The sequence below is a fragment of the Sporosarcina sp. FA9 genome (assembly GCF_051550205.1).
Classification (GTDB): Bacteria; Bacillota; Bacilli; order Bacillales_A; family Planococcaceae; genus Sporosarcina.
The window spans coordinates 380,019-405,850 of record NZ_CP188819.1; the positions used below are offsets into that span (position 1 = coordinate 380,019).

The 25,832-nt window shown below is 39.8% G+C and carries 21 protein-coding genes; 18 read left to right on the forward strand and 3 right to left on the reverse strand.

Annotation, left to right across the window (positions count from 1 at the left end):
* Positions 1-88 precede the first annotated feature (88 nt).
* From ACP8HH_RS01940 to ACP8HH_RS02020, 17 genes are all read left to right on the forward strand, one after another.
* On the forward strand, positions 89-1,045 hold the full coding sequence (locus ACP8HH_RS01940; protein WP_438315115.1) for an ABC transporter permease: 957 nt from the start codon (positions 89-91) through the stop codon (positions 1,043-1,045).
* The gene (locus ACP8HH_RS01945; protein WP_438315118.1) at positions 1,045-1,941 is read left to right on the forward strand and encodes an ABC transporter permease; all 897 of its coding nucleotides are present in this window, start codon (positions 1,045-1,047) and stop codon (positions 1,939-1,941) included. The genes ACP8HH_RS01940 and ACP8HH_RS01945 overlap by 1 nt, the downstream gene beginning before the upstream one ends.
* Before the next feature lie 16 nt (positions 1,942-1,957).
* The gene (locus tag ACP8HH_RS01950) at positions 1,958-2,998 is read left to right on the forward strand and encodes an ABC transporter ATP-binding protein (RefSeq protein WP_438315121.1); all 1,041 of its coding nucleotides are present in this window, start codon (positions 1,958-1,960) and stop codon (positions 2,996-2,998) included.
* Positions 2,964-3,947, forward strand: coding sequence for an ABC transporter ATP-binding protein (locus ACP8HH_RS01955; protein ID WP_438318967.1), 984 nt, complete (start codon positions 2,964-2,966; stop codon positions 3,945-3,947). The genes ACP8HH_RS01950 and ACP8HH_RS01955 overlap by 35 nt, the downstream gene beginning before the upstream one ends.
* Before the next feature lie 42 nt (positions 3,948-3,989).
* Entirely contained in the window at positions 3,990-4,607 is a 618-nt protein-coding gene (locus tag ACP8HH_RS01960; protein ID WP_438315124.1) for a chromate transporter, read from the forward strand.
* Positions 4,608-4,612: 5 nt separating this feature from the next.
* Positions 4,613-5,143 (forward strand): chromate transporter, encoded by a 531-nt coding sequence (locus ACP8HH_RS01965; protein WP_438315127.1) that lies wholly within the window; start codon positions 4,613-4,615, stop codon positions 5,141-5,143.
* A gap of 156 nt (positions 5,144-5,299) precedes the next feature.
* Complete coding sequence (locus ACP8HH_RS01970; RefSeq protein ID WP_438318970.1) at positions 5,300-5,749, forward strand: Lrp/AsnC family transcriptional regulator; 450 nt, start codon at positions 5,300-5,302, stop codon at positions 5,747-5,749.
* Positions 5,750-5,807: 58 nt separating this feature from the next.
* Entirely contained in the window at positions 5,808-7,412 is a 1,605-nt protein-coding gene (locus ACP8HH_RS01975; RefSeq protein ID WP_438315130.1) for a gamma-glutamyltransferase family protein, read from the forward strand.
* Positions 7,413-7,574: 162 nt separating this feature from the next.
* Positions 7,575-8,501, forward strand: coding sequence for a DMT family transporter (locus ACP8HH_RS01980; protein ID WP_438315133.1), 927 nt, complete (start codon positions 7,575-7,577; stop codon positions 8,499-8,501).
* An 83-nt stretch (positions 8,502-8,584) separates the two neighbouring features.
* Complete coding sequence (locus ACP8HH_RS01985) at positions 8,585-9,757, forward strand: aminotransferase class I/II-fold pyridoxal phosphate-dependent enzyme (RefSeq protein WP_438315136.1); 1,173 nt, start codon at positions 8,585-8,587, stop codon at positions 9,755-9,757.
* Positions 9,758-10,487: 730 nt separating this feature from the next.
* The gene (locus ACP8HH_RS01990; protein ID WP_438315138.1) at positions 10,488-11,666 is read left to right on the forward strand and encodes a S41 family peptidase; all 1,179 of its coding nucleotides are present in this window, start codon (positions 10,488-10,490) and stop codon (positions 11,664-11,666) included.
* Positions 11,667-11,824: 158 nt separating this feature from the next.
* The gene (locus ACP8HH_RS01995; protein WP_438315141.1) at positions 11,825-13,102 is read left to right on the forward strand and encodes a nucleotide sugar dehydrogenase; all 1,278 of its coding nucleotides are present in this window, start codon (positions 11,825-11,827) and stop codon (positions 13,100-13,102) included.
* Between the two features lie 27 nt (positions 13,103-13,129).
* On the forward strand, positions 13,130-13,867 hold the full coding sequence (locus tag ACP8HH_RS02000) for a WecB/TagA/CpsF family glycosyltransferase (protein WP_438315144.1): 738 nt from the start codon (positions 13,130-13,132) through the stop codon (positions 13,865-13,867).
* Positions 13,860-15,395, forward strand: coding sequence for a murein biosynthesis integral membrane protein MurJ (gene murJ, locus ACP8HH_RS02005; protein WP_438315147.1), 1,536 nt, complete (start codon positions 13,860-13,862; stop codon positions 15,393-15,395). The genes ACP8HH_RS02000 and murJ overlap by 8 nt, the downstream gene beginning before the upstream one ends.
* 13 nt (positions 15,396-15,408) lie before the next feature.
* Complete coding sequence (locus ACP8HH_RS02010) at positions 15,409-16,686, forward strand: O-antigen polymerase (RefSeq protein WP_438315150.1); 1,278 nt, start codon at positions 15,409-15,411, stop codon at positions 16,684-16,686.
* A 414-nt stretch (positions 16,687-17,100) separates the two neighbouring features.
* Positions 17,101-20,442, forward strand: coding sequence for an S-layer homology domain-containing protein (locus ACP8HH_RS02015; protein WP_438315153.1), 3,342 nt, complete (start codon positions 17,101-17,103; stop codon positions 20,440-20,442).
* 492 nt (positions 20,443-20,934) lie between these two features.
* Positions 20,935-21,894, forward strand: a complete 960-nt coding sequence (locus ACP8HH_RS02020) for an IS4 family transposase (RefSeq protein ID WP_438315156.1) — start codon at positions 20,935-20,937, stop codon at positions 21,892-21,894.
* Positions 21,895-22,171: 277 nt separating this feature from the next.
* Here ACP8HH_RS02020 and ACP8HH_RS02025 read toward each other — a convergent pair whose 3' ends face one another.
* Positions 22,172-23,344, reverse strand: a complete 1,173-nt coding sequence (locus tag ACP8HH_RS02025) for an Ig-like domain-containing protein (RefSeq protein ID WP_438315159.1) — start codon at positions 23,342-23,344, stop codon at positions 22,172-22,174.
* Here ACP8HH_RS02025 and ACP8HH_RS02030 point away from each other — a divergent pair.
* The gene (locus tag ACP8HH_RS02030) at positions 23,331-23,549 is read left to right on the forward strand and encodes a hypothetical protein (RefSeq protein WP_438315161.1); all 219 of its coding nucleotides are present in this window, start codon (positions 23,331-23,333) and stop codon (positions 23,547-23,549) included. The genes ACP8HH_RS02025 and ACP8HH_RS02030 overlap by 14 nt on opposite strands.
* A gap of 143 nt (positions 23,550-23,692) precedes the next feature.
* Here the strand turns inward: ACP8HH_RS02030 and ACP8HH_RS02035 are convergent, their stop codons facing one another.
* Positions 23,693-24,067, reverse strand: a complete 375-nt coding sequence (locus tag ACP8HH_RS02035) for a phage integrase N-terminal SAM-like domain-containing protein (protein ID WP_438315164.1) — start codon at positions 24,065-24,067, stop codon at positions 23,693-23,695.
* A 184-nt stretch (positions 24,068-24,251) separates the two neighbouring features.
* On the reverse strand, positions 24,252-25,775 hold the full coding sequence (locus ACP8HH_RS02040) for an S-layer homology domain-containing protein (protein ID WP_438315167.1): 1,524 nt from the start codon (positions 25,773-25,775) through the stop codon (positions 24,252-24,254).
* Between the last annotated feature and the right edge of the window lie 57 nt (positions 25,776-25,832).

A 25,832-nucleotide genomic window follows, 5' to 3' on the forward strand; every position in this document is an offset into this window, starting at 1 on the left:
GAACTCACTGTTTATTAAAAGGTTTATCTGAAATAGATATTTGGTTGAAATGTTTGCGAACAATCCCAATCATGAGGAGGGTACAAGTGTGGCACGATTTCTAATTCGACGCTTAGGATTAATGGTTGTTATTTTATTATTAGTAAGTGTAATTATATTTTCTCTCGTACATATTACACCTGGAGACCCAGCCCAAATGATGTTAGGTCAAGAGGCGACGCCTGAAGCACTAGAAGCATTACGAGAAAAGTTAGGGTTAAATCTACCACTCTATGAACAATATTTTAGATGGCTTAGTGGAGTCGTACAAGGAGATTTGGGTGTTTCGCTAAAAGACAATACACCTGTAGCTTCAATTTTATTGCAAAAACTACCAGTCACAATTCAACTTACGGTGCTGGCATTTATCATTGCACTTGTAATCGCGATTCCCGCTGGTATTATTTCTGCAACAAGAAAAGGGACTGCGTGGGATTATCTGGGTACAACTTTTGCATTATCAGGTGTCTCCATTCCTCCTTTTTTCTTAGGAATTATTCTGATTTTCATCTTCGCGATTACGCTAGGTTGGCTACCTCCATCGGGATACGTTGCGCCTTGGGTAGATTTCAAACAAAGCATTATATTAATGATTATGCCGGCAATCGCTATAGGGATACGATTATCAGCAGAAGTGACACGTATGCTACGAGCCTCGATGTTAGAAGTACTTGATGCAGATTATATACGGACAGCTTATTCAAAGGGTTTATTAGGCAAATCAGTTATTATTGGCCACGCTCTTCGCAATGCGTTAATACCTGTCGTTACAGTCGGTGGTTTACAGTTGGCTACCTTTTTCGGTGGTGCTGTTATTACGGAAACAATCTTTGCAATTCCGGGCTTAGGTAGGTTGGTAATCGACGCGATTTTAACGAGGGATTTTCCTGTTGTTCAAGGTGCAGTAATGTTAATGGCTGTTATTGTTGTGATAATAAACTTCCTAATTGACATTCTTTATACGATTATAGATCCTCGAATTAAACTCTCGGGAGGACGTTCATAATGGGAATTTCAAACGTTGAAAATACAGTGTTTAATGTAAAAGAGTTAAGCCCTAGAAAAAGATTGTTTAAAGAAAGGGCGGGACGCTTCTTTCAGAATAAGTTAGCCGTCGTTGGAGGAGTTTTTACACTTCTTCTCATTCTAACTGCCCTTTTTGCACCAATGCTTGCACCCCAAGATCCAACTTTACAAGATTACGGGAAATTTCTTCAAGGTCCCAGTATGGCGAATTGGTTAGGAACTGACGAGTTGGGGCGTGACATATTAAGTCGTGCAATCTATGGATCACAAGTATCCATTCAAGCTGGAATCATTTCAGTGGGAATTGCCCTTGCCGTTGGAATTCCGATCGGTTTATTCTCTGGATTTTACCGCGGTGTTCTTGATGAGTACATCGTTATGAGAATTACGGATGCACTCCTTTCATTCCCGCCATTAGTTCTAGCTCTTTCTTTAGCAGCTGTTTTAGGGGCAGGACTCGAAAATGCAATGATTGCAATCGGGATTGTCTATACGCCGAACTTCATTCGACTGATGAGGGCGGAGGTTATGAGTCAACGCGAGCGTGAATATGTTGAAGCCGCGAAAGCATCAGGAATTCGCGATTTGAAAATCATTTTCCTTCATATTTTCCCGAACTGTTTGGGCCCTATTTTAGTACAGGCAACGCTTGCGATAGCTGGTGCGATTATTGCAGAAGCCTCATTAAGTTATTTAGGCCTTGGAACACAGCCGCCTACTCCAAGTTGGGGAGCGATGCTTTCAATGGGACAAGGATATTTAGCGGACGCACCGTGGATTGCTTTAGTTCCAGGCGTGTTCATATTCGTAACAGTTCTTTCTATTAACTTATTTGGTGATGGACTTCGTGATGCATTTGACCCGAAAATGAAATAAAGAGGTGATTAAGAACATGAGCCGTGTCTTACTCGAAGTTGAAAATATACAAGTCGCATTTGAGAATAAAAAAAGCAAAACAACAATCGTTGCAGGTCTTAGTTTTAGTGTAGATAAGGGAGAGACCTTATGCATTGTCGGAGAGTCCGGATGTGGTAAGAGCTTGACGAGTCTTTCAATCATGGGATTGTTGCCGAAAGGCGGAAAAATAGACAGCGGTCAAATCCGATTTAAAGATGAAGTCATTTCTACAAAAACGCAGAAACAATTGAGCAAAATCCGTGGCAATCAAATATCAATGATTTTTCAAGAGCCCATGACTTCTTTAAATCCTGTACTTACTGTCGGAAGGCAAATATCAGAAACAATAATGTTGCATAAGAAGTTAGGCAAAAGAGAAGCAAGAGTCAAAGCCGTCGAGATGTTGAGATTGGTTGGAATATCTTCTCCTGAAAAAAGAATTGATACCTATCCACATGAACTTAGTGGGGGAATGAGACAGCGGGTCATGATTGCGATCGCTTTAAGTTGTTCGCCCGATTTATTAATTGCGGATGAACCGACAACTGCTTTAGATGTAACGATTCAAGCACAGATTTTGGAGTTAATGAAGAAACTTCAATTAGAAATGGATATGGGAATCATCTTGATTACGCATGATTTGGCAGTTGTGTCAGAAGTAGCGGATAAGATTCTGGTCATGTACGCAGGGAAAATGGTTGAATACACTTCACGTGAAAAGTTATTTGCAAATCCTTTACATCCGTATACACAAGGCCTACTAGATTGCATACCTACACTTGCGGATGATGATAAAGAAGAATTGTTTGTTATTAAAGGATCTGTTCCATCCCCTGAACAAATGCCGATCGGTTGCCGATTTGCAGATCGCTGTCCAATCGCGCGGGATTTATGTGTCGCTAGTAACCCGCCCATTGTGAATATCGATAATCATGAAGTTGCATGTTGGAGCTATACAGACCAATGGGATAACCAGGAAGGGGGCTTAATTGATGCCGGACATGAAGAACGAAGCGCCGCAGCAGTATCTACTTAAGGTAGACAACTTGAAAAAACACTTTTTCATGGGTAAAAAAAGCATGTTCTCGAAAGAACAGCTAATTGTAAAAGCTCTTGATGGAGTTTCATTTGAATTGAAGCGTGGGGAGACACTTGGAATTGTAGGAGAATCTGGTTGTGGTAAATCTACAATGGGAAGGGCCATTTTACGGTTGCACGAACCGACGAGTGGGCACATCGAATTTGAAGGTCAAGATTTGATGAAGTTAAGTAACAAAAAACTTCGTCAGAAAAGAAAAGATTTGCAAATTATATTTCAAGATCCATATGGGTCACTGAATCAAAGAATGACCGTTGGCAGCATGTTGGCTGAAATTGTGAATACACATAAATTGGTTCCGAAAAAAGAAGTGAATGAGTATGTGTATCGCGTGCTAGAAGAAGTAGGGTTAAAGAAAGAACATTATTACCGTTTTCCCCATGAGTTTTCCGGCGGGCAACGTCAACGAGTGGGCATTGCGCGAGCCCTTTGTGTAGATCCGAAACTAATTGTGTGTGACGAAGCCGTTTCCGCTCTTGATGTCTCTGTTCAATCACAAATCCTAAATTTATTGCAAAGACTAAAAAAGGAACGCGAACTAACGTATATCTTTATATCTCATGACTTAAGTGTTGTGAAGCACATTAGCAACCGTGTCGCGGTCATGTATTTAGGGAAGATTATCGAGCTGGCGGATAATAAAGAACTATTCAAAAATCCAAAACATCCCTATACAAAAGCGTTACTTTCGGCAGTACCTATTGTCGGTCAAACGAATAAAGCAGAACGAGTAATTTTAAAAGGCGACATTCCAAGTGCTTTCGAGATTCCGACAGGCTGCCGTTTTCACACAAGATGTCCAATTGCGACCGATAAGTGTAAAGTAGATGATCCCGAGTTTAGAGAAGTATCGAAGAATCATTTCAGTGCATGTCATTACTCCTAATGAAAGGAGAAATGAGATGTAGAAAGATTGGAGGAATGATTCATGGTTATTAAAAACGAATCGAACGAATTGGAAACCGAACTATATGAAGAAGAGAACGATATAAGTCCGTTACGCTTGCAGTCCCAGATATTTTTAGCCTTTTTCCGGGTTGGGATATTGGGGTACGGAGGGGGTCCGGCATCAATCCCTTTAGTTCAAAAAGAAGTTGTTGAAAAATACAAATGGATGGATGATGAAGAATTCTCGGATGTATTGTCTCTTGGAAATGCATTGCCCGGACCCATTGCTACGAAAATGGCCGGATACATTGGATGGAGAGTAGGGGGGATATTAGGCCTTTTGACCGCTATATTCGCATCAATTGTCCCTACAATTGTTTTAATGATTGTTTTCTTGAATGTTCTAAATGCATACAAAGACAAGCCATGGGTTCAAGGGATATCCTCTGCAGTCGTACCAGTTGTAGGTGTAATGCTTGGAGTCATTACGTTAGAATTTATAAAAAGTTCGAAAATAACACTTGGTTGGGGTCAGATGTTAATTGTTTTGATTGGCAGTTTAATCACGATTGAATTTTTGGGTATTCACCCTGCAATTGTGATCATTGTTCTGCTTTGTTACGCCTTGCTAAGCCCCAATAAAGAGAAAAAGAAGTGAGTTTTATGATTTATTGGCAAATATTTTTGGCGTTTTTTATACCAGGGATACTTGGTTATGGTGGTGGTCCGGCTACAATCCCACTTGTAGAAAACGAAGTGGTAGATCGATATGAATGGATGTCGGTAAAAGAGTTTAGTGAAGTCCTTGCACTTGGGAATGCGCTTCCGGGCCCCATTGCGACTAAAATGGCGGGGTATATTGGGTATGAACAAGCGGGTATTCTTGGTGCGGGTGTCGGTGTCTTCGCGACCGTGGCTCCGTCGCTTATATTAATGATTGCATTGCTTAGCCTACTTATGAAGTATAAAGATTCACCAAGAGTGAAAAAGATGACTGCTTTAGTTAAACCGACAATCGCTGTTCTACTGGGAGTGATGACGGTAGGGTTTCTTGTAAACTCCTATACTGGAATTGGTATGACCCAAACAATAATTATTGCTGCAATTAGTTATATACTATTGGAAAAAAGGAAAGTCCACCCTGCATATGTAATTGGGTGTGCAATTATATACGGTGCGTTCGTTTTATCTTGAAAAATGGGTGAGTGGGGAGCATACATATTATGGGCTGTTCCAAGAAGTACTATTTTAGTGGAAAGTATCAAATCGATGTAATATTGACTTAGCCGTTGGTGTATTGTTACATTTGAGCTAATAGAATTATTCATATAATGAAATTAGGTGAAAACAATGGCAATAGATAAAATCGATGAAGATATACTAAACTTATTGACAATAGATGGACGAATGTCTTATGTGGATATTGGTAAGGAACTGAATCTTTCTCGAGTCGCTGTAAGAGACAGAGTGCATCAATTAAGAGAGAAAAATATTATTGAACGTTTTACTGTCGTTATAAACAGTGAAAAAGTTGGAAAAGATGTATCTGCATTTTTCGAAGTGGATTGTGAACCTGAATTCTTAGTCCAAGTCGCTCAAGCATTAGCGGATAATGTAAACGTAGCGAGTATTTATCAGATGACTGGTCCTTCAACACTTCATATGCATGTTTTGGTGAACGATTTCACCGATTTAGAAGTCTTTGTCAACGAACAGCTCTATATTTTAAAAGGGATAACAAGAGTGGAAAGTCATATTCTTTTAAGACGATTTAAGAGTAGAAGTGGACTGAAACTATAGATTCAAATATTGATTAGTATATAGATAAAAAACATTATTTATCAGGGAGGAAATTAGATTGGATTACTTATACAACCCAAATGCTTCATATAGACATACTGCGTTTGCTAAAAATGGCATGGTCGCAACATCTCAGCCGCTTGCAGCACAGGCGGGTATTGAAATTATGCGTCAAGGAGGTAATGCCATTGACGCGGCAATTGCAACAGCTGCTGCACTGACTGTTGTCGAGCCGACTTCGAATGGAATCGGTGGCGATGCGTATGCACTTGTTTGGGTAAAAGACAAATTACACGGACTAAATGCAACGGGTCCGGCACCCGGATCACTTACAATCGAAGCTGTTAAAGCGGCAGGTCACGAAAAAATGCCTATATACGGCTTAACTCCAATTACAGTTCCGGGCGTTCCTGCAGCATGGGCGGAGCTGTCTCGTAAATTCGGTAAACTATCTTTACTAGAATGTCTCACACCGGCGATTCGTTACGCTGAAGAAGGCTATCCGCTGACACCGATTTTAGGGAAGTACTGGAAGATTGCTTATAAAAAGTTTAAAGAATTAACATCTGGAGAAGAATTCGAAAGCTGGTTTGAAACATTTGCACCGGATGGTCGTGCACCTGAAATTGGTGAACTGTGGAAATCACCCGGACATGCGGAAACGCTTCGTGCCATAGGCGAAACGAATGCGGATTCGTTCTATAAAGGTGAAACTGCGGATAAAATCGACGCATTTATGGAAAAGCACGGTGGACATTTACGCAAAACGGATCTTGAGAAGTACAAAGTGGAGTGGGTTGAACCTGTTTCGACAAATTACCGCGGTTATGACGTGTGGGAAATTCCACCGAATGGTCAAGGAATGATTGCACTTATGGCGCTCAATATTTTCTCTGAGATGAATCCACCAAAACCAAACGACACGTCGACATTGCATGAACAAATCGAAGCGATGAAACTCGCATTCGTGGACGGCAAAGCATTCATTACCGATCCACCCGATATGCCGATTTCGGTAGAGGAGCTTCTGTCTAAAGACTATGCAAAGAAACGTGCTGGGGAAATTACTGGCGAAGCACAACTTCCAGAACCTATGGATCTTCCAAAAGGCGGCACAGTTTATTTAGCCACAGCGGATAATGAAGGCAATATGGTTTCATTCATACAATCCAATTATATGGGCTTTGGCTCAGGGATTGTTGTACCGGGCACGGGAATTGCGCTGCAAAACCGCGGGGCCGATTTTTCGCTCGATGAAACGCAACCAAACGCCCTGAAACCTGGAAAACGCACATACCATACGATCATCCCTGGATTTTTGACGAAAGACGGCCAAGCAGTTGGCCCATTCGGCGTCATGGGTGGTTATATGCAACCCCAAGGCCATTTCCAAGTTGCCATTAATACAATCGATTACAAATTAAATCCGCAGGCAGCACTTGATGCTCCTCGCTGGCAGTGGATGAAAGACAAAATAGTTCATGTAGAACCCGATTTCCCGAACCATCTCGCACAAGCCCTTACTCGACTTGGTCATGAAATTGTCCCGACACTCGACACAGGCTCATTTGGACGCGGCCAAATCATTTGGCGTAATCCAGAAACCGGCATTCTCTCAGGTGGAACCGAATCGAGAACAGACGGTGCCATTGCCCTTTGGTAAACAGTTAGAAAATAGCACTCAAAAATCCCTTCGCAATTTGAAGGGATTTTTGCTGTATAGTAATGAAACTTCTTTGTGTGTTGAGTTTTTGTTGTACAATGAATAAATACAAGATGAGTAATATATCAAACATCAAAATAGAATAAAGGAGATGAAACCCAATTGAAAATGCGGAATATCTACATCTTACTGACGCTTGTAATGCTCATTTGGGGATTCAACTTACCGTTAGTAAAATATCTTGTAACCGTTATTGACCCAGTAACACTTACCACTTTTCGCATACTTACCGCGGGAATTTCCGTCTTTATAATCTTATTTATATTTAAACTGTTCAGGTGGCCGACAAAGAGAGAATGGCAATACATCGTACTCGGTGCGTTACTAAACGTTGTTTTGCACCATTACTTTCTATCCATGGGCCTTGCCCGGACAACTGGCTCAAATGCGGCACTTATTCTAGGGATGGGGCCGGTACTGACTGCGGTTTGTGTCTCGCTCATATTGAGAAATTACCCATCAAAAGTTCAGTGGGGTGGACTTGCACTCGGTTTAATCGGAGTAAGTTCAGTCGTTCTCGCAAGCGGTAGCACAAGTGGGCTTGCACTTGGAGACGTTTTTGTGTTCCTATCCATCCTAGCGCAAGTTTTGTCGTTTCTAGTCATTTCAAAAGCTGCAAAAACACTCGATCCAAGGCTAATGACTGCGTATATGTTTGTCGTCGGCAGTGTGGTCTTACTATTCATCGGACTGATTCAAGAACCTGGTGAAATACAAGCATTCGCTACTGTTCCACCTAAATTTTGGTTGGCATTTTTCACAAGTGGAATTCTAGGAACAGCTGTCGGACATATGCTTTACAACTATTCAGTTGGACAGGTAGGACCGTCTAAGGCGGCGATATTTATCAATCTGAACACAATGTTTTCCTTATTATTCGCAGCTCTCTTACTCGGCGAAATCATCACGATTCGACACTTATTTGGCCTAGTGTTAATTATTTCAGGTGTAATTTTAGGTTCTGGAGCCGCAGAAGATATGTGGTCGCAGAGGAAAAAACGGAATATAGCGAATAAAAATGAAACTTAACACTATCTAACTATCGGATAATTCGGTATTCTATAGGTAGAAGGCTTGCAAAGGTGCGAGTCGAGAATAGAGGAGGAATTATTTTGGCACTAACTATCAATCCGATTGTTGAAAAAATTGAACTTTCGGGCATTCGTAAAATATCAAATCTACTAAGCAACTACCCGGACGCTATTAATTTAACGGTCGGGCAACCCGATTTCCCAACACCGGAACCTGTGAAAGAGGCAGGACTGAAAGCGATTCGGGAAGATAAAACAGGCTATACGCTAAATTCTGGATTACCAGCACTGCGTAAAGCTGCAAGCGAATTTTTTGAGAAAAAATATGGGTTTACATACGATCCACAAACGGAGACCGTCATTACTGCAGGTGCAAGTGGGGGAATGAACATCGTTTTCCGCACAATTCTTGAAGAGGGCGACGAAATCATCGTGCCCGCACCGATTTTTGCAGGATACGACCCACTGATTACACTTACAGGTGCAAAAATTGTCTATTTAGATACAACAAAAACGGGATTCATTCCAGACCCGAAAGAACTTGAAGCACTTATTACACCGAAAACAAAAGCGATTGTTTTCAGTTATCCGTCGAATCCAACAGGAGTTACACTTCCACATGATACGATGGATGCACTTGTTGAAGTGCTCGCCCGTCATGATGTGTTTGTTGTGTCGGATGAAATCTACAGTGAAAATACGTTTGAAGGAAAACATAAATCGTTTGCGGAATATCCGGAAATTAGAAACAAATTATTCCTCATCCACGGCCTTTCCAAATCCCATTCCATGACGGGTTGGAGACTTGGATTCTTATTCGGAGCCGCACAGTGGATGCAACATACCGTTAAATTGCATGCGCACGGAACCATTTGTGCGAACGCATCTGCACAATACGCGGGGATTACAGCTCTCACGGAATGTGCGGATACGCCAGCGGAAATGAATAAGGAATACATCGTACGACGTGATTATGTCTACGACCGTCTTGTCGCAATGGGTTTTGATACCGTTAAACCAAACGGGGCGTTTTACATTTTCCCATCTATGAAACACTTGAATATGACTGCCGACGTATTTGCACATCGACTTCTAAAAGAAGCGGGTGTTGCGGTTGTTCCAGGCACCGCATTCACACATCTCGGCGAAGGCTATGTACGAATTTCCTACGCCTATGCCTACGACCAACTCGTAATTGCAATGGACCGGTTGGAGAAGTGGGTTAATGACTGGAAAGCGAACGAAGGTAAATAAGGGTTTTTGCCTGGGCATACTGTTGATTTGCGTTCCAGGCGGACGCGTTCGGGAGGGCGGGCGGTGGACCAACCCGTTCGCTTCGCTACCGTTGGTTGTTTCACCTGTCCCGCTGATCCTCCCCGAGTCGCCGCCTTGCACTCCAATCAACGGATTGTGGTGAAAACAAAGATAGTAAAATAAGGAGTGGTCTATTACTTGAAGAAATCGGGTAATAGACCACTTTTATTGATTTATTGCTCAAAACCCCTTCAAAGGACGAAGGGGTTCCTTTTAGTGCATTTTCTTGCACTGCGACCATGGTTAGTCCAACCAAACAAGATCCACCCACCCGAACCCCAATCGTGAAAAAGCTCTTAACTATTTAATTACTAAAAACCCCTTCACAGAGCAAAGGGGTTCCTCATTTATTTTGAACTTATATTTACCACAATCATTAGCTGATTGGAGTGCAGACCGGCGACTCCAGCGGGATTAAGCGGGACAGTTGAGACCCCGCAGTGGAGCGCTAGCGACCGAGGAGGCTCAACTCCCGCCCCGTGGAACGCGTCCGGTCGGAACGGAAATCAGCGGTTAGAAGAATTCTCTGGGTTGCTTTAAGTGCATTATCCAGTTCAACCAACCTCACGGTTTATCCAACCAATTCCCTCCACCAAAGTGTCTATTTCAGTCCACTAGTGTATAGTTTATACTAGGAATAATGTAATCATGTCGCTAGGGGGATTTGCCAATGGGGAAAATGAATATATCTACACTATTTGCAATTATAATTTCTTTTTTACTAATCACAACGGCACAGGCAAGCACACTCGATGAAGTTAAATCAATTGTGGAATCCGATTACTACGGAGAAATACCTAAAAACTTACGTGAAATGTCCTCCATTCAAGAAATTATAAAAACACTGGACAAGTATACACAACTGATGACGAACGGTGAATACGACCAATACATGAAAATGATTGGTGAGGAGAAACTAGAAAATGTGGATCTCGTCGCAGCGCTACCTAGTCTTCAAACTACAGTAACATCTAAAATTCTATACGGTGACACGGGTTATATACGAATTACGAACTTCTCGGCAGAATTAGGAAGTCATATTGCGATTCACTGGAATAGCCTTAAGAAAAGGGGAGCGACGAAACTCATCATCGACCTTCGTGATAATGGCGGTGGATTCGTTGAAAGCGCACAAGAATTGCTTGGTTTTTTTGAAGGCGTGAAAAACTCCTTCCATATATATACGCGTTATGAGGAAAAACTAATGCCAGTTGTTCCAACGATGCTAAAATTTCCAAAAGATACATTCGTTCTCATTAACAGAAGATCCGCTTCCGCTTCTGAAATTGTCGCCGTCTCCCTAAAAGAACAACAAGCTGCAACGATTGTTGGGGAAAAGTCATACGGCAAGGGAACAATCCAATCTTTTTATCCATTAACGGACGGCGTGCTCAAAATAACAACAGGTCAGTTTACAGGGCCTGCAGGTACCGTGGTGAATAAAACGGGAGTTCAACCAGATATTGGTGCACTTCCAGACCAAGAAGTTATGACTGCACACGGCGAAATAATTGAAAAATCTTTAACCGATAAATACAGCAAGAAACTGTTTACACTTGCGCTGAAAAATTCATACGAACCATTTCGCATACATCTTCCACATAAAATGAACTTTTCACAAACTGGAACGTCTAATCGGGTGGAACTTGTTCAACTCGGGGGTGGGGCAGTACCCATTACGATATCGCAATCGGAGGACTTCAAATCCGTAATGATTCAACCCAACCAAGCGCTTGACGATAAGGCGGAGTATATCGTCATTGTTCATCCCGAATTAAAATACGTCAACGGTAAGCGGTCTAAAAAAGGTGTGTACACGTTGATTTCGTTCAGTAATGTCAATAAATAAACACAATACGACCCAACCAATCCATCATTTTGTGCTATAATTAACAGATGTATTCTAAGGTCAATCACCATACTAACTAGAGGGCAGCTCAAAATCGTCATTTTCTACGACAACGGCTGCATACCTGCATTTTGTAGGTATATGAAAGGAAGTACAGCATGGATAAAAAGATATGTGTCATCGGACTTGGCTACATTGGATTGCCTACGGCGGTTATGTTCGCAAACAATGGAGTTCACGTTCACGGCGTAGATATTAATGAAAAAGCTATTCACATGATTCGCAATAAGAAACTTCATATAGAAGAGAACGGCTTACAAGAACGACTCGACAAAGCAATTGACGAAGGCTATTTCACGGTTTCATCGGAGCCTGTTGAAGCAGATATCTATATCGTTGCCGTTCCATCACCAATTAATTCAGATAAAACAGCGAACGTTGAGCACATCCGCTCTGCAACTGCATCTATTGTTCCATTTCTTAAGAAAGGTGCACTCGTCGTTCTTGAATCGACGGTTCCACCGAAAACAGTAGAGAACGTAATGATACCAGAGCTTATTAAATCAGATTTGATCATAGGTGAAGAACTATTTGTCTCACATTCACCAGAACGCGTAATTCCTGGTCATATTTTCGAAGAACTTACTAAGAACGACCGTATTATCGGTGGGATCAATGAAGTTTCTGCACAGATGACGAAAGAACTGTATGAAGTATTTGTTACAGGGACGATTCACCTGACAGATGCTACAACTGCTGAACTCGTTAAAGTAATGGAAAACACGTATCGTGACGTCAACATTGCTTTTGCCAATGAACTTGCAAAAATTGGTGACACGCTGGATGTCAATATTTGGGACGCGATTCGTTTCGCAAACTTCCATCCACGTGTCAATATCCATACGCCAGGTCCTGGTGTAGGAGGACATTGCATCGCGGTCGATCCGTGGTTCGTAGTTGAACTTGCACCGGAACTTTCCGATATTATAAAACTTGCTCGGAATACGAACGACCAAATGCCGGCATACGTTGCAGAACAAACGAAGAAGATGTTGAAAAGATATACAGAAGATGGCTTGAAAGTAGCTGTCCTTGGCCTTTCCTTCAAAGGGGACGTTGACGATATGCGCGGAAGTCCCTCGCTTACTGTTATTGATGAACTTCAAAAGCTCGGTCTTGAAGTCGCTTCTTATGATCCACATATTAAAGACATTAGACACGACACACAAAAGTTAACATTAAATGAAGCAATTATAGATGCAAACATCGTAGTAATTCTAGCAGATCATACACAGTTCAAAAACTTAACACCTGAAATGGTCATTCCAATGATGTCGGATAGGCTTGTTTTTGATACGAAAAACATTCTTGATTCAAATGAATGGACAAAAGCAGGATTCAAACACCATTTACTTGGTGACAGTAGAAACGCTTAGAAAAAAACGAAACACAGGTGATCCACTATGAAAGAGCGAATTTTTGGCGTAGATGTACATACAGAATCGTCCGATGATACCATCGGGCGCATTTTCTCACGTCTTGAAATAAACGAGAAATCCTTTATTGTCGCCATCAATCCCGAAAAGCTAATGAACTCTCGGAAAGACCCCGAACTTCGTGCGATTTTAAACAAAGCAACCGTCGGAATTCCGGACGGCATCGGTGTCGTGCTCGCTTCTCGACTGCAAGGTGGGAATATAAAAGCCCGAATTACCGGTGTCGATATGATGGAAACATTATGTAAGGAATCGGGTTTGCGAAATGTACCTGTTTTCCTGTATGGTGCAAAACCGGGCGTTGCACAACTTGCTTCTGAAAAACTCGTAGAGAAATTCCCACATCTTAAAGTGGCGGGAACACTCGACGGGTATGAAAAAGACGAAGCAAAGATCATTCAAACGATTAATGATTCCGGAGCAAAAATTTTATTCGTTGCACTGGGCAGCCCAACTCAAGAACAATTCATCATTCGCAATATGGATGCGCTTAACGTATCCGTATTTCAAGGTGTAGGTGGCTCATTTGATGTCTTTTCTGGAAATGTACAACGTGCACCCGCATTTTACCGAAAGTTTGGACTCGAATGGCTCTACCGTTTGTTGAAAGAACCTTCGAGAGGGAAACGTCAACTCCTACTCCCGCAATTTCTTATCGCGGTGTTTAAAGAACGGCGTAAACCGGGCGTGACGCCATATGAGTAAGATGAAACTCGCTTCTATTATTTTTCTAGTCTCTACAGTGATTTTAAAGTTTTCAAGTATGATCCGGGACCTCGTCATCGCCAATTTCTTTGGGACATCCTATCAAGCAGATGCCTATATAGCGGCGATGTCAATCCCAAACGCGTTCGTTCTTTTCCTCCTAACGGGAATGAAGGACGCTTTTTTGCCAAGTTATTTTAAATACGACAAACTTGGAAAAGGCGATGAACATTTAACAAACATTATTAAAGCAACAGCAATCCTCGCTTTTTTCGTAGGCCTAATCGGTGCGCTACTTGCTACACCAATTGTGAAAACGATTTATGCGAACTCATCGTTCATTCAATATGAAGATGGACTCCAAATTGCCGTTTGGACCGTCATGATTTATTTCGGTTCACTCGTCTTCGTTGGTGTGAACTCGGTGTACGAAGGCTTTTTTGACGCTAAACGGAAGTTCTCATTCTCTGTTTTTTCTCAAACAAGCGTTGTCCTAGTAACCATTCTCTTTACGTTTATTTTTCACAATAAAATCGGTATTTTGGCCGTTCCAATTGGTTATTTAGCCGGTACAATTTTAAGTCTCTTCATTAAAGTAGTTTATCGTACTCCGAAAAAATTCTTAAACTGGCAGCAGAAAATAGACACGCCCGAAGTGAAAGAATTTTACGGTATTTTCTGGCCTGTTGGGCTTACAATCGCCGTTGGGCAAATTAACTTATTGGTGAATACGTTCTTTGGTGCGAGACTTGGTGAAGATAGTATCGTCTCGCATCTCAATTACGCATTCCGGCTCGTCAACATTCCGCAAGCGATATTCGCGGTCACAATCGCAACAATCGTATTCCCAATCATTGCGAAATCGAGACAAGATAATGACAAGCCGGGCTTCCGCAAAGGGATCGAACAAGGTTTACTCTACTTACTTGTCTTCCTAACACCCGCACTTACAGGTATGTGGATCTTAATGGAAGAACTTGTGACGCTCGTCTACGTACGCGGTGAATTTTCACTGAGCGATGTGCCGGTCACAACATCCTATGCAATCCTATATATCGGTTCAGCATTTTTCTATTCCATTCAAGCAATCGTTGCAAAAGGATTTTACACACTTGAAAAAGGCCATTATATGATGCGCATTGGGATGATATCCATCGGACTGAACATCGTCTCGAACTGGATCTTCTCATACTACTACGGTGCGGCAGGAATTGCGTTATCCGCTTCACTCGTTGCGATGTTCTATTCCGTCATTACGTTTACGACGTTATGGAAACTTATCGGAGGAATGGACTTCCGTTATTTGATTAAAAACACTTTTCAAGTCATCGTTGCAACAAGCATCATGGCAACTGTCCTTTTCGTCGCAGACAAGTATTCGGATATTGCTGATTTGTCTCCTCTGCTTCATATTCTAACGCTCGCAGTTCCTTGTGCTGCCATTTACTTTATTGTGCTTATGCTGTTCAGAAATGAGTTCGTTAAAACAATTTTATCGAAAGGAGGCAATACGTCATTTATTGACTGATGGCTACCCGCATATGACTACATTAAAAAATCGAATCACCCGGTTAAACCGGATAGACACGTTTTCACCTTACTTCTTCTTGCCGTTTTTTTTACTGCTCTACTTTTTCGTAAGTCTTTTCGACTTTCATAGATTCGAATTGTTCCGTGTGAACACATCGATTTGGCCAGCTGTATTCCTAGCAGTCGTCAGTTATTATATCGGTGTCTATATTGTCGATAAAAAAGGTTGGATGTTTCCATCATTTGGTCTGAAATCGATCCGTGGCTATACAATCTATTTCATTTGGTTACTTGCTCTCATTGGTGCCGTTGCTTATTTTACAATGTTGACGGGAGGGAATGCTAGTTTCACAGATGAATCGGTTCGAGTAGATCTAGACCCGAAGCTTAATTTTTTAAGTCAGTTGCTTTGGTTTTCCGGCGTTCTACTCTTATCGCTGCAAGTAATCCGTGATAAAAACTTAACAAAATGGAAAATGGTCATGTACGCGAGTATGTACGGTGTCCTTATGATTATGTTTTTACTAATGGGCTACCGTGTACCGATTGTCATCATGTTGTTTACGGCACTCGTTATAATCCATTATGTTATTAAACGCATTAAACTATCGTGGCTTCTAACAACATTATTCATTGTAGCTGTATTCTTCTCATTACTCGGTTTCCTCCGTGCGATTTCGGAAGATACGTCAAATCCATTCAATAACCGGAATCAACCCGATGTGGAATTAACAGAAGAACAAGCAGAAAATCTTCTAACGGTTGAACAACTTGTAAACCAAACACCGAGATGGGTTCGCGGTTTAAACGGTCAAAGTGTCACGGGACATATTGTACTTAGCAAAATCATGGAATATACAAAAGAAGAAGGATATCTTGGTGGCGAGCTACATGCAGGTATTATTTCAACAATATTACCGGGTGAACAAACATCACCGCGCATGAAAGTAACCGAAGTCGTCAATTCACTTAGTATTGAAGAAGGGAAGTATATTTCAAGACCGAACCGAACAACAACGCCAACATATATTGGGCAATTGTTCTTAGATGGGGGATATATTCTCGTCGTTATCGGCTTCATGTTCTTCGGAGTAATTATTTCTCTACTATATAACCAAGTGAAAAAAATGGGCTTCCGCACATATCAGTCGGTCGCATACGCATTTGTCATGAGCATCTTCACAGTTTCGTTGCATACAGGATTACTCGATCTACTCTTCTATCTTATGATTGGATTTGTAATCCTCACCGCAGCAATAAACAACGTAAAGCCTAATGCTGTGCATTGACATTCCAACATTTGGCATGATAAGATGAAAATGCATAGAATATTTTCTCGTAATTTATATATATATAAAACGAGATGCGTCATCCGCAAAAGCCACATCCCTTACTCCGGGGATGTGGCTTTTATTATTGCAGAAAAATGACAAGACCCTTTAGATTGCTAGACTATTGGGTCATATTGGAATTTTTTACGCGCTGAATTCCGTCGAGTTTTTAATGAATGTAGGCATACTAAGGATAGATAACGCATATTTCTTTTGTTGCAAGTCTATTACAATATTAAAGTAACTTGCTGTTATTGATTGACATTCTAATCTTATAATCTATAATAAGGATTATAGTTCTCAATCTATGCACAAGAATCGTACATAGTAGGGAATCGATTTATAAAACATTTTCTAGGAGGAAATTATTCTATGGCTAAGAACAAACTTAAGATGAACAAATTTTTAACAGGTGCGGTAACAGCAACTATGGTGGCAGCTGCGGTTGTACCAATGGCTTCAGCAGCAACACCTGCATTCTCGGATGTTAAACTCGCGGACGACCTTGCAGCAGCTACACTTGCAGTCGAAAACGGATTCTTTAAAGGTAACGCAGACGGAACATTCGCTCCGTACACAGACATCACACGTGGTCAAGTTGCTAAAACACTAGCAAGATACGTTGTAGACCAAGATGGATCTGCAAGCCTTGAAGCATACGCTGTGAAGCATGACCTTATTAACAAAGTAACACCTTTTGCAGACGTGTCAGTTACACACACGGACAAAGAATTAATTCTAGCTTCTGCAATTGTTAAGCACGCTGGCGTGTTCACTGGAAGCAATAACGAACTAGCACCGGGCCAAGCTATTACTCGTGCTCAAATGGCATCAGTAATCGTTCGTGCATTCGGTCTTAAAGATCTTGAAGGAGACCTTTCTAAAGTTACAGATTCTGACAAAGTAGATGATAGCCACAAAGCAAACATCCACATTCTTTCAGAAAACGGTGTAACTACAGAAACAGCATTCCGTCCAGGCGAATCAGTTAAACGTGTTCAAATGGCGAAATTCTTAAACCGTGCACTTGAAGTTGTAAACCCAGTTGTTACAACAGCTACTAAAGTTGTATCGGTAAGTGCAACTAACCTTAAAGAAATCGTTGTTGCATTTGACGGTACTGTTGATGCAGTTGATAAAGAACAAATCGCTACAAATGCTGGTACTGTGGAATCTGTAGAATTAGCTGAAGATGGTAAATCAGTATTGGTAACACTTGCTGCAGCAATGACAAATCAAAAAGTTTATAAGCTAACTGTTAAAGATGTGGAAGCTGGAGATAAAGTTATTAACGTTAAAGACTTTGAATTTACTCCACTTGACAATACTTTACCTACAGTTGCATCTGTTACTGCTCTTGGTAATAAAGCAATTAAAGTTGTAGTATCTGAGCCTATCAAAGATGCTAAAGTTGGAAGCTTCAAAATCGACGGCAAGTCATTCTTTGGTTCAGTATCTACTGACGGTAAAGAAGTAATCTTAAAACCTTATGACAATGCAGTATTGTCAAATGGCGAACATACTTTAACTGTTTCTTTACTAGAAGATTTCTATAACTTGAAATCTTTATCACAAGACTTTACTTTCACAGTTGTAGAAGATAAAGAAGGTCCAACAGTAACTGAAGTTACAGCAACACTTGAAAAAGCTACAATTACTTTTAATGAAGATTTAGATCCAGCTACTGTTACTGCATCTGATGTTTACTGGATATCTGGTACAACTAAACATAGAGCTTCAACATTCACTAAAATTGCTGGAAACAAATACTCATTTGATTTCGCACCTGGTAACACATTACCAGGTTATGAAACAACGCTTTACATTGACTCAGTATCTGACTACTCTGGAAACGTAAATGCTACTAAAGAAGTTAAAGTTACAGCACAAGTTGACCAAGTTCGTCCAACAGTTTCATCTGCTAAAGTCTCAGCTGATGCTCTTAAAGTAACTCTTAAATTCAGTAAGGCAGTAAACAAAGGTGTCAAATCTAACTACACAATTACAAATTCAAGCGGCGATGTAGTATCAATTAGAGATGTTAGACAAGTTGATAGCAAAACTGTTGAATTAGATTTGTATGCAGCACTTTCTGGTTCAAACAAACTTAAAGTTGCTGGTATTCAAGATACAACAACTTTGAAAAATACTATGTTAGATTATGAAACAACTCTTGCAGTTGGTGATACTAAAGCTCCAGATTTACTTGCTTCTGGTGGTGTTACTGCAAGTGCAACAGACAAGACAGTTTTGTTGACTTTTTCAGAAAAAATGGATCTTGCAACACTTTCCAATCCATCAAACTACTTAATCACATTTGATGGAAAAGTAATTGCTCTTCCTTCTGATGTAGAAGTTACTCCAGTTCAAGATGGTAAAGCAGTATTGTTGCAATTCCCTGATGAAATTAATGATAAAGCTGTATCCATCAGAACCACATCAGGTCAAGCTGGTAAAACACTAACTCACGTTCAGGCAATGGGTCTTAAAGATCTTGCCGGAAACATTCAAGATGGTTTTACAACTGGAATGAAGGAAATCGTTAGTGAAAATGCTGCTTATGCTTCTGGTGAATTTACGGATCAAAACACAATCAAACTTAAATTCTCTCAACCAATCGTTAGTGCTAATAAATCAGACTTTACTTTAAGTGCTGGATCTAATGAAATTGATACTGTAACAGCTGATGGAACAAACACAGTTGTCATCAAAACAAAAGAAAAATTAGGAACTGCTGTATCTAATTTCACTTTAGCTCTTAAAACTGATAATAAATTAGCGACTTTATCAGGTAACAAAGTAACGGGTACTGGTACAGCTTTAACAATCGTTGACAAAGTAGCTGCTGTAGTAGACGAAGCTGGACTTCTTGCTAAAAAAGTTGTAGCTGGAGAAGATGTAATCACTCTTACATTCAGTGAAAATGTAGTAGGAACTTTTGGTAACTTTGCTCATGATTTAGAGGTATATGCATCTTCAGATCTTAATACACCATTAACTGCAATTGAGGATTACACTACTGTTGCTGTTGCTGGAAATCTAAATCAAATTGGAATTCTAGTATCAATTGCAGATGATGAAAGTTATGTAGTTAAAGTGAAAAACGCTAAATTCATTAAAGATGCTGCTGGCAATCTAGTTGTTGACTCTGCTTCTTATGAATCAGTAGACGTAGATAATGTTGCAACTGTTACTGGCGTAGAAGATGCAGAATTATACAATAAAAATGTAAAACCTGTATTTGAAGGATTAGCTACTTTGAAGAAAGATTCTGATCCAGCTGCTGCATTTGTATCTGGAACTGAGATCTCTGTTGATGGTATATATGTATTAGCAGTAACAGACAGTAACGGTAATACTGCTTCAATAACTTTTGAAATTGATAAAACAGTTGCTTCAGTTCTTACTAAATTGCCTGCTGCTGCAGCTGAATTAACATCAAATGGTGTAACTACAGCAATTAAATTAAGCGAAGAAGTAGATACTGCTTCTAAAGCTGCTTTAAAAGCTGCTGTTGAATCTGTATTGACTCCAGCTGGCGTTGCTACTGCTACTGTAGCTTGGAATGTTGATAAAGTAACATTAGAAATTACAGTTGCTGGTGTTGTTGCAGGTACTGATAAAGTTGTATTTAGTGCTTTAACATCTCCTATTACTGTAAGTGATTTAGCTGGTAACTCTGTTACATTAACTCTTGCTAATTTACAAAACTAATATTTATAAGTTCAGGTACCAGGTTCTAACGCAATTCAGATAATTCAAGTTCATTAGAAATTGAATGACTAATAGAATTGCAGATATCCCCTTTTGTCTTTCGAGACTTTGAGGGGATTTTCTGTCTGTGTTGATCTACCCCGTAAATGTTTTCTCCAACTTAAATTTCGAGTACCTGTGCATGGTTGTATTCGGACAATTCACTACAAACTTCGGGTTCTAACACCAAGTTCGGGTACCAGCGTATAATGTAATATAAGTCAAACACCACTTTTCAAAGAAAATGGCCGCACTAAACCAAAGTCTTCAGTCGTGAAATTTGAAAACTTAACAATAAAGTTCGGGTGCCAGGTTCTAACGCAATTCAGTCAATTCAAGTTCACTTAAAATTTGGGTACCTGTGCATAAAACTATTCTGACTATACACTACAATTACATATTTATTCGGTATATACTGAAAAACTGTCCGAATTTGTATGTATATACAATTGGTTGAATTGTTTGTTGTTGTTTCATGCACAGGTACCCCACACTAATCCTAATGTCGGACCCCTTCGAATCGTTGACGGCACCTATATTAAATCGCCTAAAAACGCATTAAATTGGACTGCAATCTCTAAAGATTCCGCAGGAATCAAGTTGCATGTACGCATCGTTGCTGCTTCTTCCGATAGTATGTTTCCTGAAAAAATGATTCCCTCAACCGGAAATGTAGCTGACTCTGACGCTGTTAATCATATCATTGATGCTGATGGTGCCTTATACGTTATGGATCGCGGATATGCACATAAAACAAAAATGGGTGGATGGATTGAAAGAGGTGTCCAATTTCTCGTTCGTGTAAGAAAAACCTTCAAGATGGAGACGTTGAAATCTTTTAAACCTACACATCCAAAAGTTACAAAGAATGAGTTGGTTTCCATATTAACGCGAGAAGAACCTGTTCGATATATCGAATTTAGGGACCACGATGGAACGATTTTTCATTTGATAACAAATCGATTGGATTTGACTGAAGAAGAGATACTAGATGCTTATAAAAACCGCTGGTATGTTGAACTATTTTTTAAGTGGCTCAAACAGCACGTCAAGGTTAGCCATTTATTCAGTCATTCTCCCATTGGTATTTGGAATCAGATGTACATCGCATTGATTACCTGTGCATTGGCTGAAATCATGAGACTTATTCATCAACCAACCAAAAACAGTTGGACATTCTTAAGCACAGTGCAGCAATTCCTTTTCTCTTCAATACATGCGCTTTTAAAAGACTTCAATCGGAAGTTAAGAAAGAGTAAGGGACGGCAAAAAATACCGAAAACGAAACCTAAACCCATACAGTATGGAGAAGATTTTGCCATTGTTAGCCCACTCACTAAACAGCATTTCATTGATAAAGAAAAAGAAAAAAAGCGAAAAGAAAAAGAGAAAAAGATGAAAATGGAACAATAATAAATATATTACAAAAAAAGGGAACTGATTGGTCTTAAACGACCTGTTCACTTTTTTTATTTTTTAAACAAACACAATATGGAAATTTATTCAATCTGTTATATATAATGGAATCTATGCAACGCTAGTGGGCACGCACTATTTATGAAATAGAAAAAGACCCTGCAAAGATTTCTCTCCACAGGATCTTACTTCTACTAGATGCTAAACCTTCGAATTGACAGAGTAGTGTCTAAGTTGTTTTATGCACAGGTACCCTTTATTATGGTAGTCGAACTTAAGGAGCGACCGTTACTTCAACAGTTGGTACTGCTAAACTTGCACTGTTATTTACGCCAGCCGGTAATGTACCCCAGATAGCAGTAAAAGTATAATCTCCTGCAGTTGCAGCATCATACGTATCAGTATCAGCCCAAGTTACAGGAACAACGGCAGTTGTAGAATCTGCAAGAGTAACTGTAACATTTGTTGGAAGTGCAGCAATTACAGCCGCTGCAGTTTGATACTGAACATTAGTACCAGTTATAGTACCTGTTTGTGTAAATGTAATAGCTGTAAAGCTTGTAAGTGCTTTAAGAGCTAATAATTCTGCATCAACTAAATCTTGGATTGCAGTTTTTGATAGAGCTACACCAGAAGATTTTCCTGTTTCAACAGCAGTATTAATTGCTGTTAGATTTCCAGTTGTAACTCCTGTAATTCCAGCAGCTGAATAATTTGCTTCTGTTGCTGTACCTGCTGCATCCAATGCAGTGTTCAATACTGTAAGTGCGCTAGCTGCAGTGAATGTTATTTTATCTGACACTCCAACAGAATCTGTAATTTCATTTGCAGCTGAGTCTGTTGTATATTTAGCACCTTTTACAGTTACACGGTAAGCAGTTTCTGAAGTACGTGTCGCTGTATCTTTAAGAGTAATATGGATTTCCTTACTTCCCCCTGCAATAGCAACAGTATAGCCTCCGTCAACATCTAACGTTTTGTTATCTGAGATACGGACAACAGTAAAGTCACTATTTTTCAGTTCTTGATTAGAAGTTCCAAATTCAAGAGCCTCGGAATAAGTAATTTTGATTACTTCACCAGCAATATCATAAGCTGTTGTATTAGTAATTTCTGGAGCAACAGAATCAAGTAGGTTAGCTGTATTAATAGTTACACCCGAACCAGCAGTAATCTTACCTGCAACACTTGTTAACTTAGAAGGATCGATATTTAAGACCAAACCAGTTCCATCAGTTTTAACTTTATCTTTTTTAAGTTTAAGTGTCACAATTGAAGTACCATCAAATTCAACTGAATCAATGATTGAATTAGAGTCACTGTCTAACGCTGTAAATGCACCTGTAGAAACGTCATTAATTCCTGCATTGAATTTAACTTTTACTGTTTGAGTATCAACTAATTCAGCTAACTTTGCAGTTTTAGAATTAATTGTGATTACATCCAATGTAGTGTTTGCTGTTAAGTCGATTTCATTTGTTTCAGGAAATACAGGGTTTGCAAATTCTTTTAACAGGTTACCAGCAAGATCTTTTACTCCAAGAACTTGTAATGCTGTTACATGTGCTTTACCTGTACCAGATGAAGTAAAGCTAACAGTTTTACCGTCAATCGTTTCAGCAAAAGTTATTGCTACAGCTGTACCATCTTAAAGTTTTAGGTACCTGTGCATCAAACTATTCTGACTATACACTACAATTACATATTTATTCGGTATATACTGAAAAACACCTCGAATATGTATGTATATACAATTGGTTGAATTGTTTGTTGTTGTTTCTTGCACAGGTACCCTTTATTCATTCAGGAACTGGGGGAGAGATTGCGGAATGGTTGGCCTCCATCGGTTCTTGATGACCACGGAGTCGATGTAATCTCCATCCAAGCAAAACTTAAAGAATGAAGATAGGGTAGACAACAGCAAATCAACCGTTCTGGGGCTCTTATTCCCGGAGAAGTTTCGGAGCCATCGATGGATACTATCTGATGTCATTTCCTTCACTGGGACACTGCATTCGCATAGAAATCGTTCCAGTAGTTTGCGATACTTTGTTATTGTTGCTTCCGCTTTATTTTCAAGTTTTATACTGAGGAGATATTCGTTGAGGATTGCCAAATTTGTTTTTTCAACTCCGCTGTGTTCGCTTACCCAATATTTCTCTGCTGACATAAAAGTTACTCCTTTTAATTAATATGAATCTTTGAATCTCCTATTCCCAATATGGTCAATTGTGTTAGTGAGTATACAAGAAGGGAAAAAGAAAGTAATGGGTACTCTACAACTAGTCGGAGAATAGGACTAGGTTTAGTGAAAACAAAAAAGTCAGCACGAGGCTGACTCTTTTTTGTTTCTACTAGAATTCATTTAATTTTTCTAGTGTTCGGTAAAGCATGACTGCACTTTGGGCACGTGTTGCGTTTGCTTTTGGATCAAATTGGTTACCTTCACGTCCATAAACAATACCAAGTGCAGTAGCGTTTTTAACTGATTCTTCTGCATATGAAGCAATTGAAGATGCATCAGCGAATACTTTTGATGTATCTAGATTATTTAGTAGTTCCTCATCTTGATATTGAATAGCACGGATAATCATTGTTGCAATTTCTTCACGTGTTATCAAAACATCTGGTGAGAATTTAGTTTTAGATACCCCATTCACAATTCCAGCTTTGTGAGCTGCTTCAATTTCAGCGTATGCCCATCCCTTACTCATCGTTACATCTGTAAATGTTCCTTTGTAATCATTCCTTGGTAAGTTGAGTGCACGAGCAATTAATACAGCAAATTCAGCACGTGTAATTTGTCCTTGTGGATTAAATTTAGTGTCTGTCTTACCTGTTGTTATCATACGAGATGCGAGTACTTCGATTTCATCTTGTGCCCAATGTTTTTCAATATCCGCAAACGTTTTGTCGCTTTCTAGTACGACAAATTTTGAAAAGTGATTCGTTTTAAATTCAACGTTTCCATTTTTAAGCTTACCGCCAACATATTCGGATTTCTTCGTAGTTTCATTCAAATAGTAAGCAGCTACTTTGCGCGAGTCCTTGACAACTGATGACACAGGAACTGTTACTTGAATAGGTTTTGAAAATTTAGAAGCTGTTGACGTACTTCCATTTTTAAATGATGTGATGATAAAATCAAATGTAGCGGAGACTGCTCCTTTAACATTGGAAGACATATCCTTTTTCACAGTAATTGTAATACTCTCAGGAGAGCCTACTACTAAATCTTTTAAAACTATATTTGGTATAAAAACCTGTACTGTACCGAATTGAAATATAAGTGGTTTTGAAGACTTAGCGACTATATTCATTGATGTTGCAGGTATTTGTATACTTGCCTCAGGTTTGTCGTCAGATAATGTTGGTCCTTCTACTTTAACTTCTTTAACATTAGGTGAGTTAACTTGACCGGATACTTTCTTATTATCAACGGTCACTTGAACTTGTTCCGTTGGTGGGGCTGGAGTTGTAATAGGAACCGAACCTCCGCCACCAGGAGTTGGGTTAGGAACTAAACCTCCACCGTCTACTTTTTTCTCAGTAACCAATATAGAAGTAGTTGAAATATCTTCTCCTTGTCCGACAAGTATTGTATAGGTTCCAATAGGTTCATTTTGACCAAGGGTAATTGTGTCGCTGTAAATACCGTTCTTCACTGGTGAAACATTGAAATACAACATACTATTATCAGGACGAGAAACTTTAATAATCACCTCAGAAAGGTCTGAAGTACCCGATATAGTTAGCTGGCTACCTTGATGGAGCGAGCTTGATACCGGATTAACGGTCACTGCAGCTAAAAATGTGCTAGGTAACAAAGCTATACATAGAAACATAATTAGTGAGGAAATTGCTATTTTTCTTTTCACGAATATTTTACCTCTCTTCTTCTTTTATCTTATTGCATACTATAAGTTACTACTGAA

Excerpts from the sequence above, each read along its gene's own strand:
- ACP8HH_RS01945 (WP_438315118.1), top strand. The coding sequence starts at position 1,045 with ATGGGAATTTCAAACGTTGAAAATACAGTGTTTAATGTAAAAGAGTTA.
- ACP8HH_RS01950 (WP_438315121.1), top strand. The coding sequence starts at position 1,958 with ATGAGCCGTGTCTTACTCGAAGTTGAAAATATACAAGTCGCATTTGAG.
- ACP8HH_RS01955 (WP_438318967.1), top strand. The coding sequence starts at position 2,964 with ATGAAGAACGAAGCGCCGCAGCAGTATCTACTTAAGGTAGACAACTTG.
- ACP8HH_RS01960 (WP_438315124.1), top strand. The coding sequence starts at position 3,990 with ATGGTTATTAAAAACGAATCGAACGAATTGGAAACCGAACTATATGAA.
- ACP8HH_RS01965 (WP_438315127.1), top strand. The coding sequence starts at position 4,613 with ATGATTTATTGGCAAATATTTTTGGCGTTTTTTATACCAGGGATACTT.
- ACP8HH_RS01970 (WP_438318970.1), top strand. The coding sequence starts at position 5,300 with ATGGCAATAGATAAAATCGATGAAGATATACTAAACTTATTGACAATA.
- ACP8HH_RS01990 (WP_438315138.1), top strand. The coding sequence starts at position 10,488 with ATGGGGAAAATGAATATATCTACACTATTTGCAATTATAATTTCTTTT.
- ACP8HH_RS01995 (WP_438315141.1), top strand. The coding sequence starts at position 11,825 with ATGGATAAAAAGATATGTGTCATCGGACTTGGCTACATTGGATTGCCT.
- ACP8HH_RS02000 (WP_438315144.1), top strand. The coding sequence starts at position 13,130 with ATGAAAGAGCGAATTTTTGGCGTAGATGTACATACAGAATCGTCCGAT.
- murJ (WP_438315147.1), top strand. The coding sequence starts at position 13,860 with ATGAGTAAGATGAAACTCGCTTCTATTATTTTTCTAGTCTCTACAGTG.
- ACP8HH_RS02010 (WP_438315150.1), top strand. The coding sequence starts at position 15,409 with ATGACTACATTAAAAAATCGAATCACCCGGTTAAACCGGATAGACACG.
- ACP8HH_RS02015 (WP_438315153.1), top strand. The coding sequence starts at position 17,101 with ATGGCTAAGAACAAACTTAAGATGAACAAATTTTTAACAGGTGCGGTA.
- ACP8HH_RS02035 (WP_438315164.1), bottom strand. The coding sequence starts at position 24,067 with ATGTCAGCAGAGAAATATTGGGTAAGCGAACACAGCGGAGTTGAAAAA.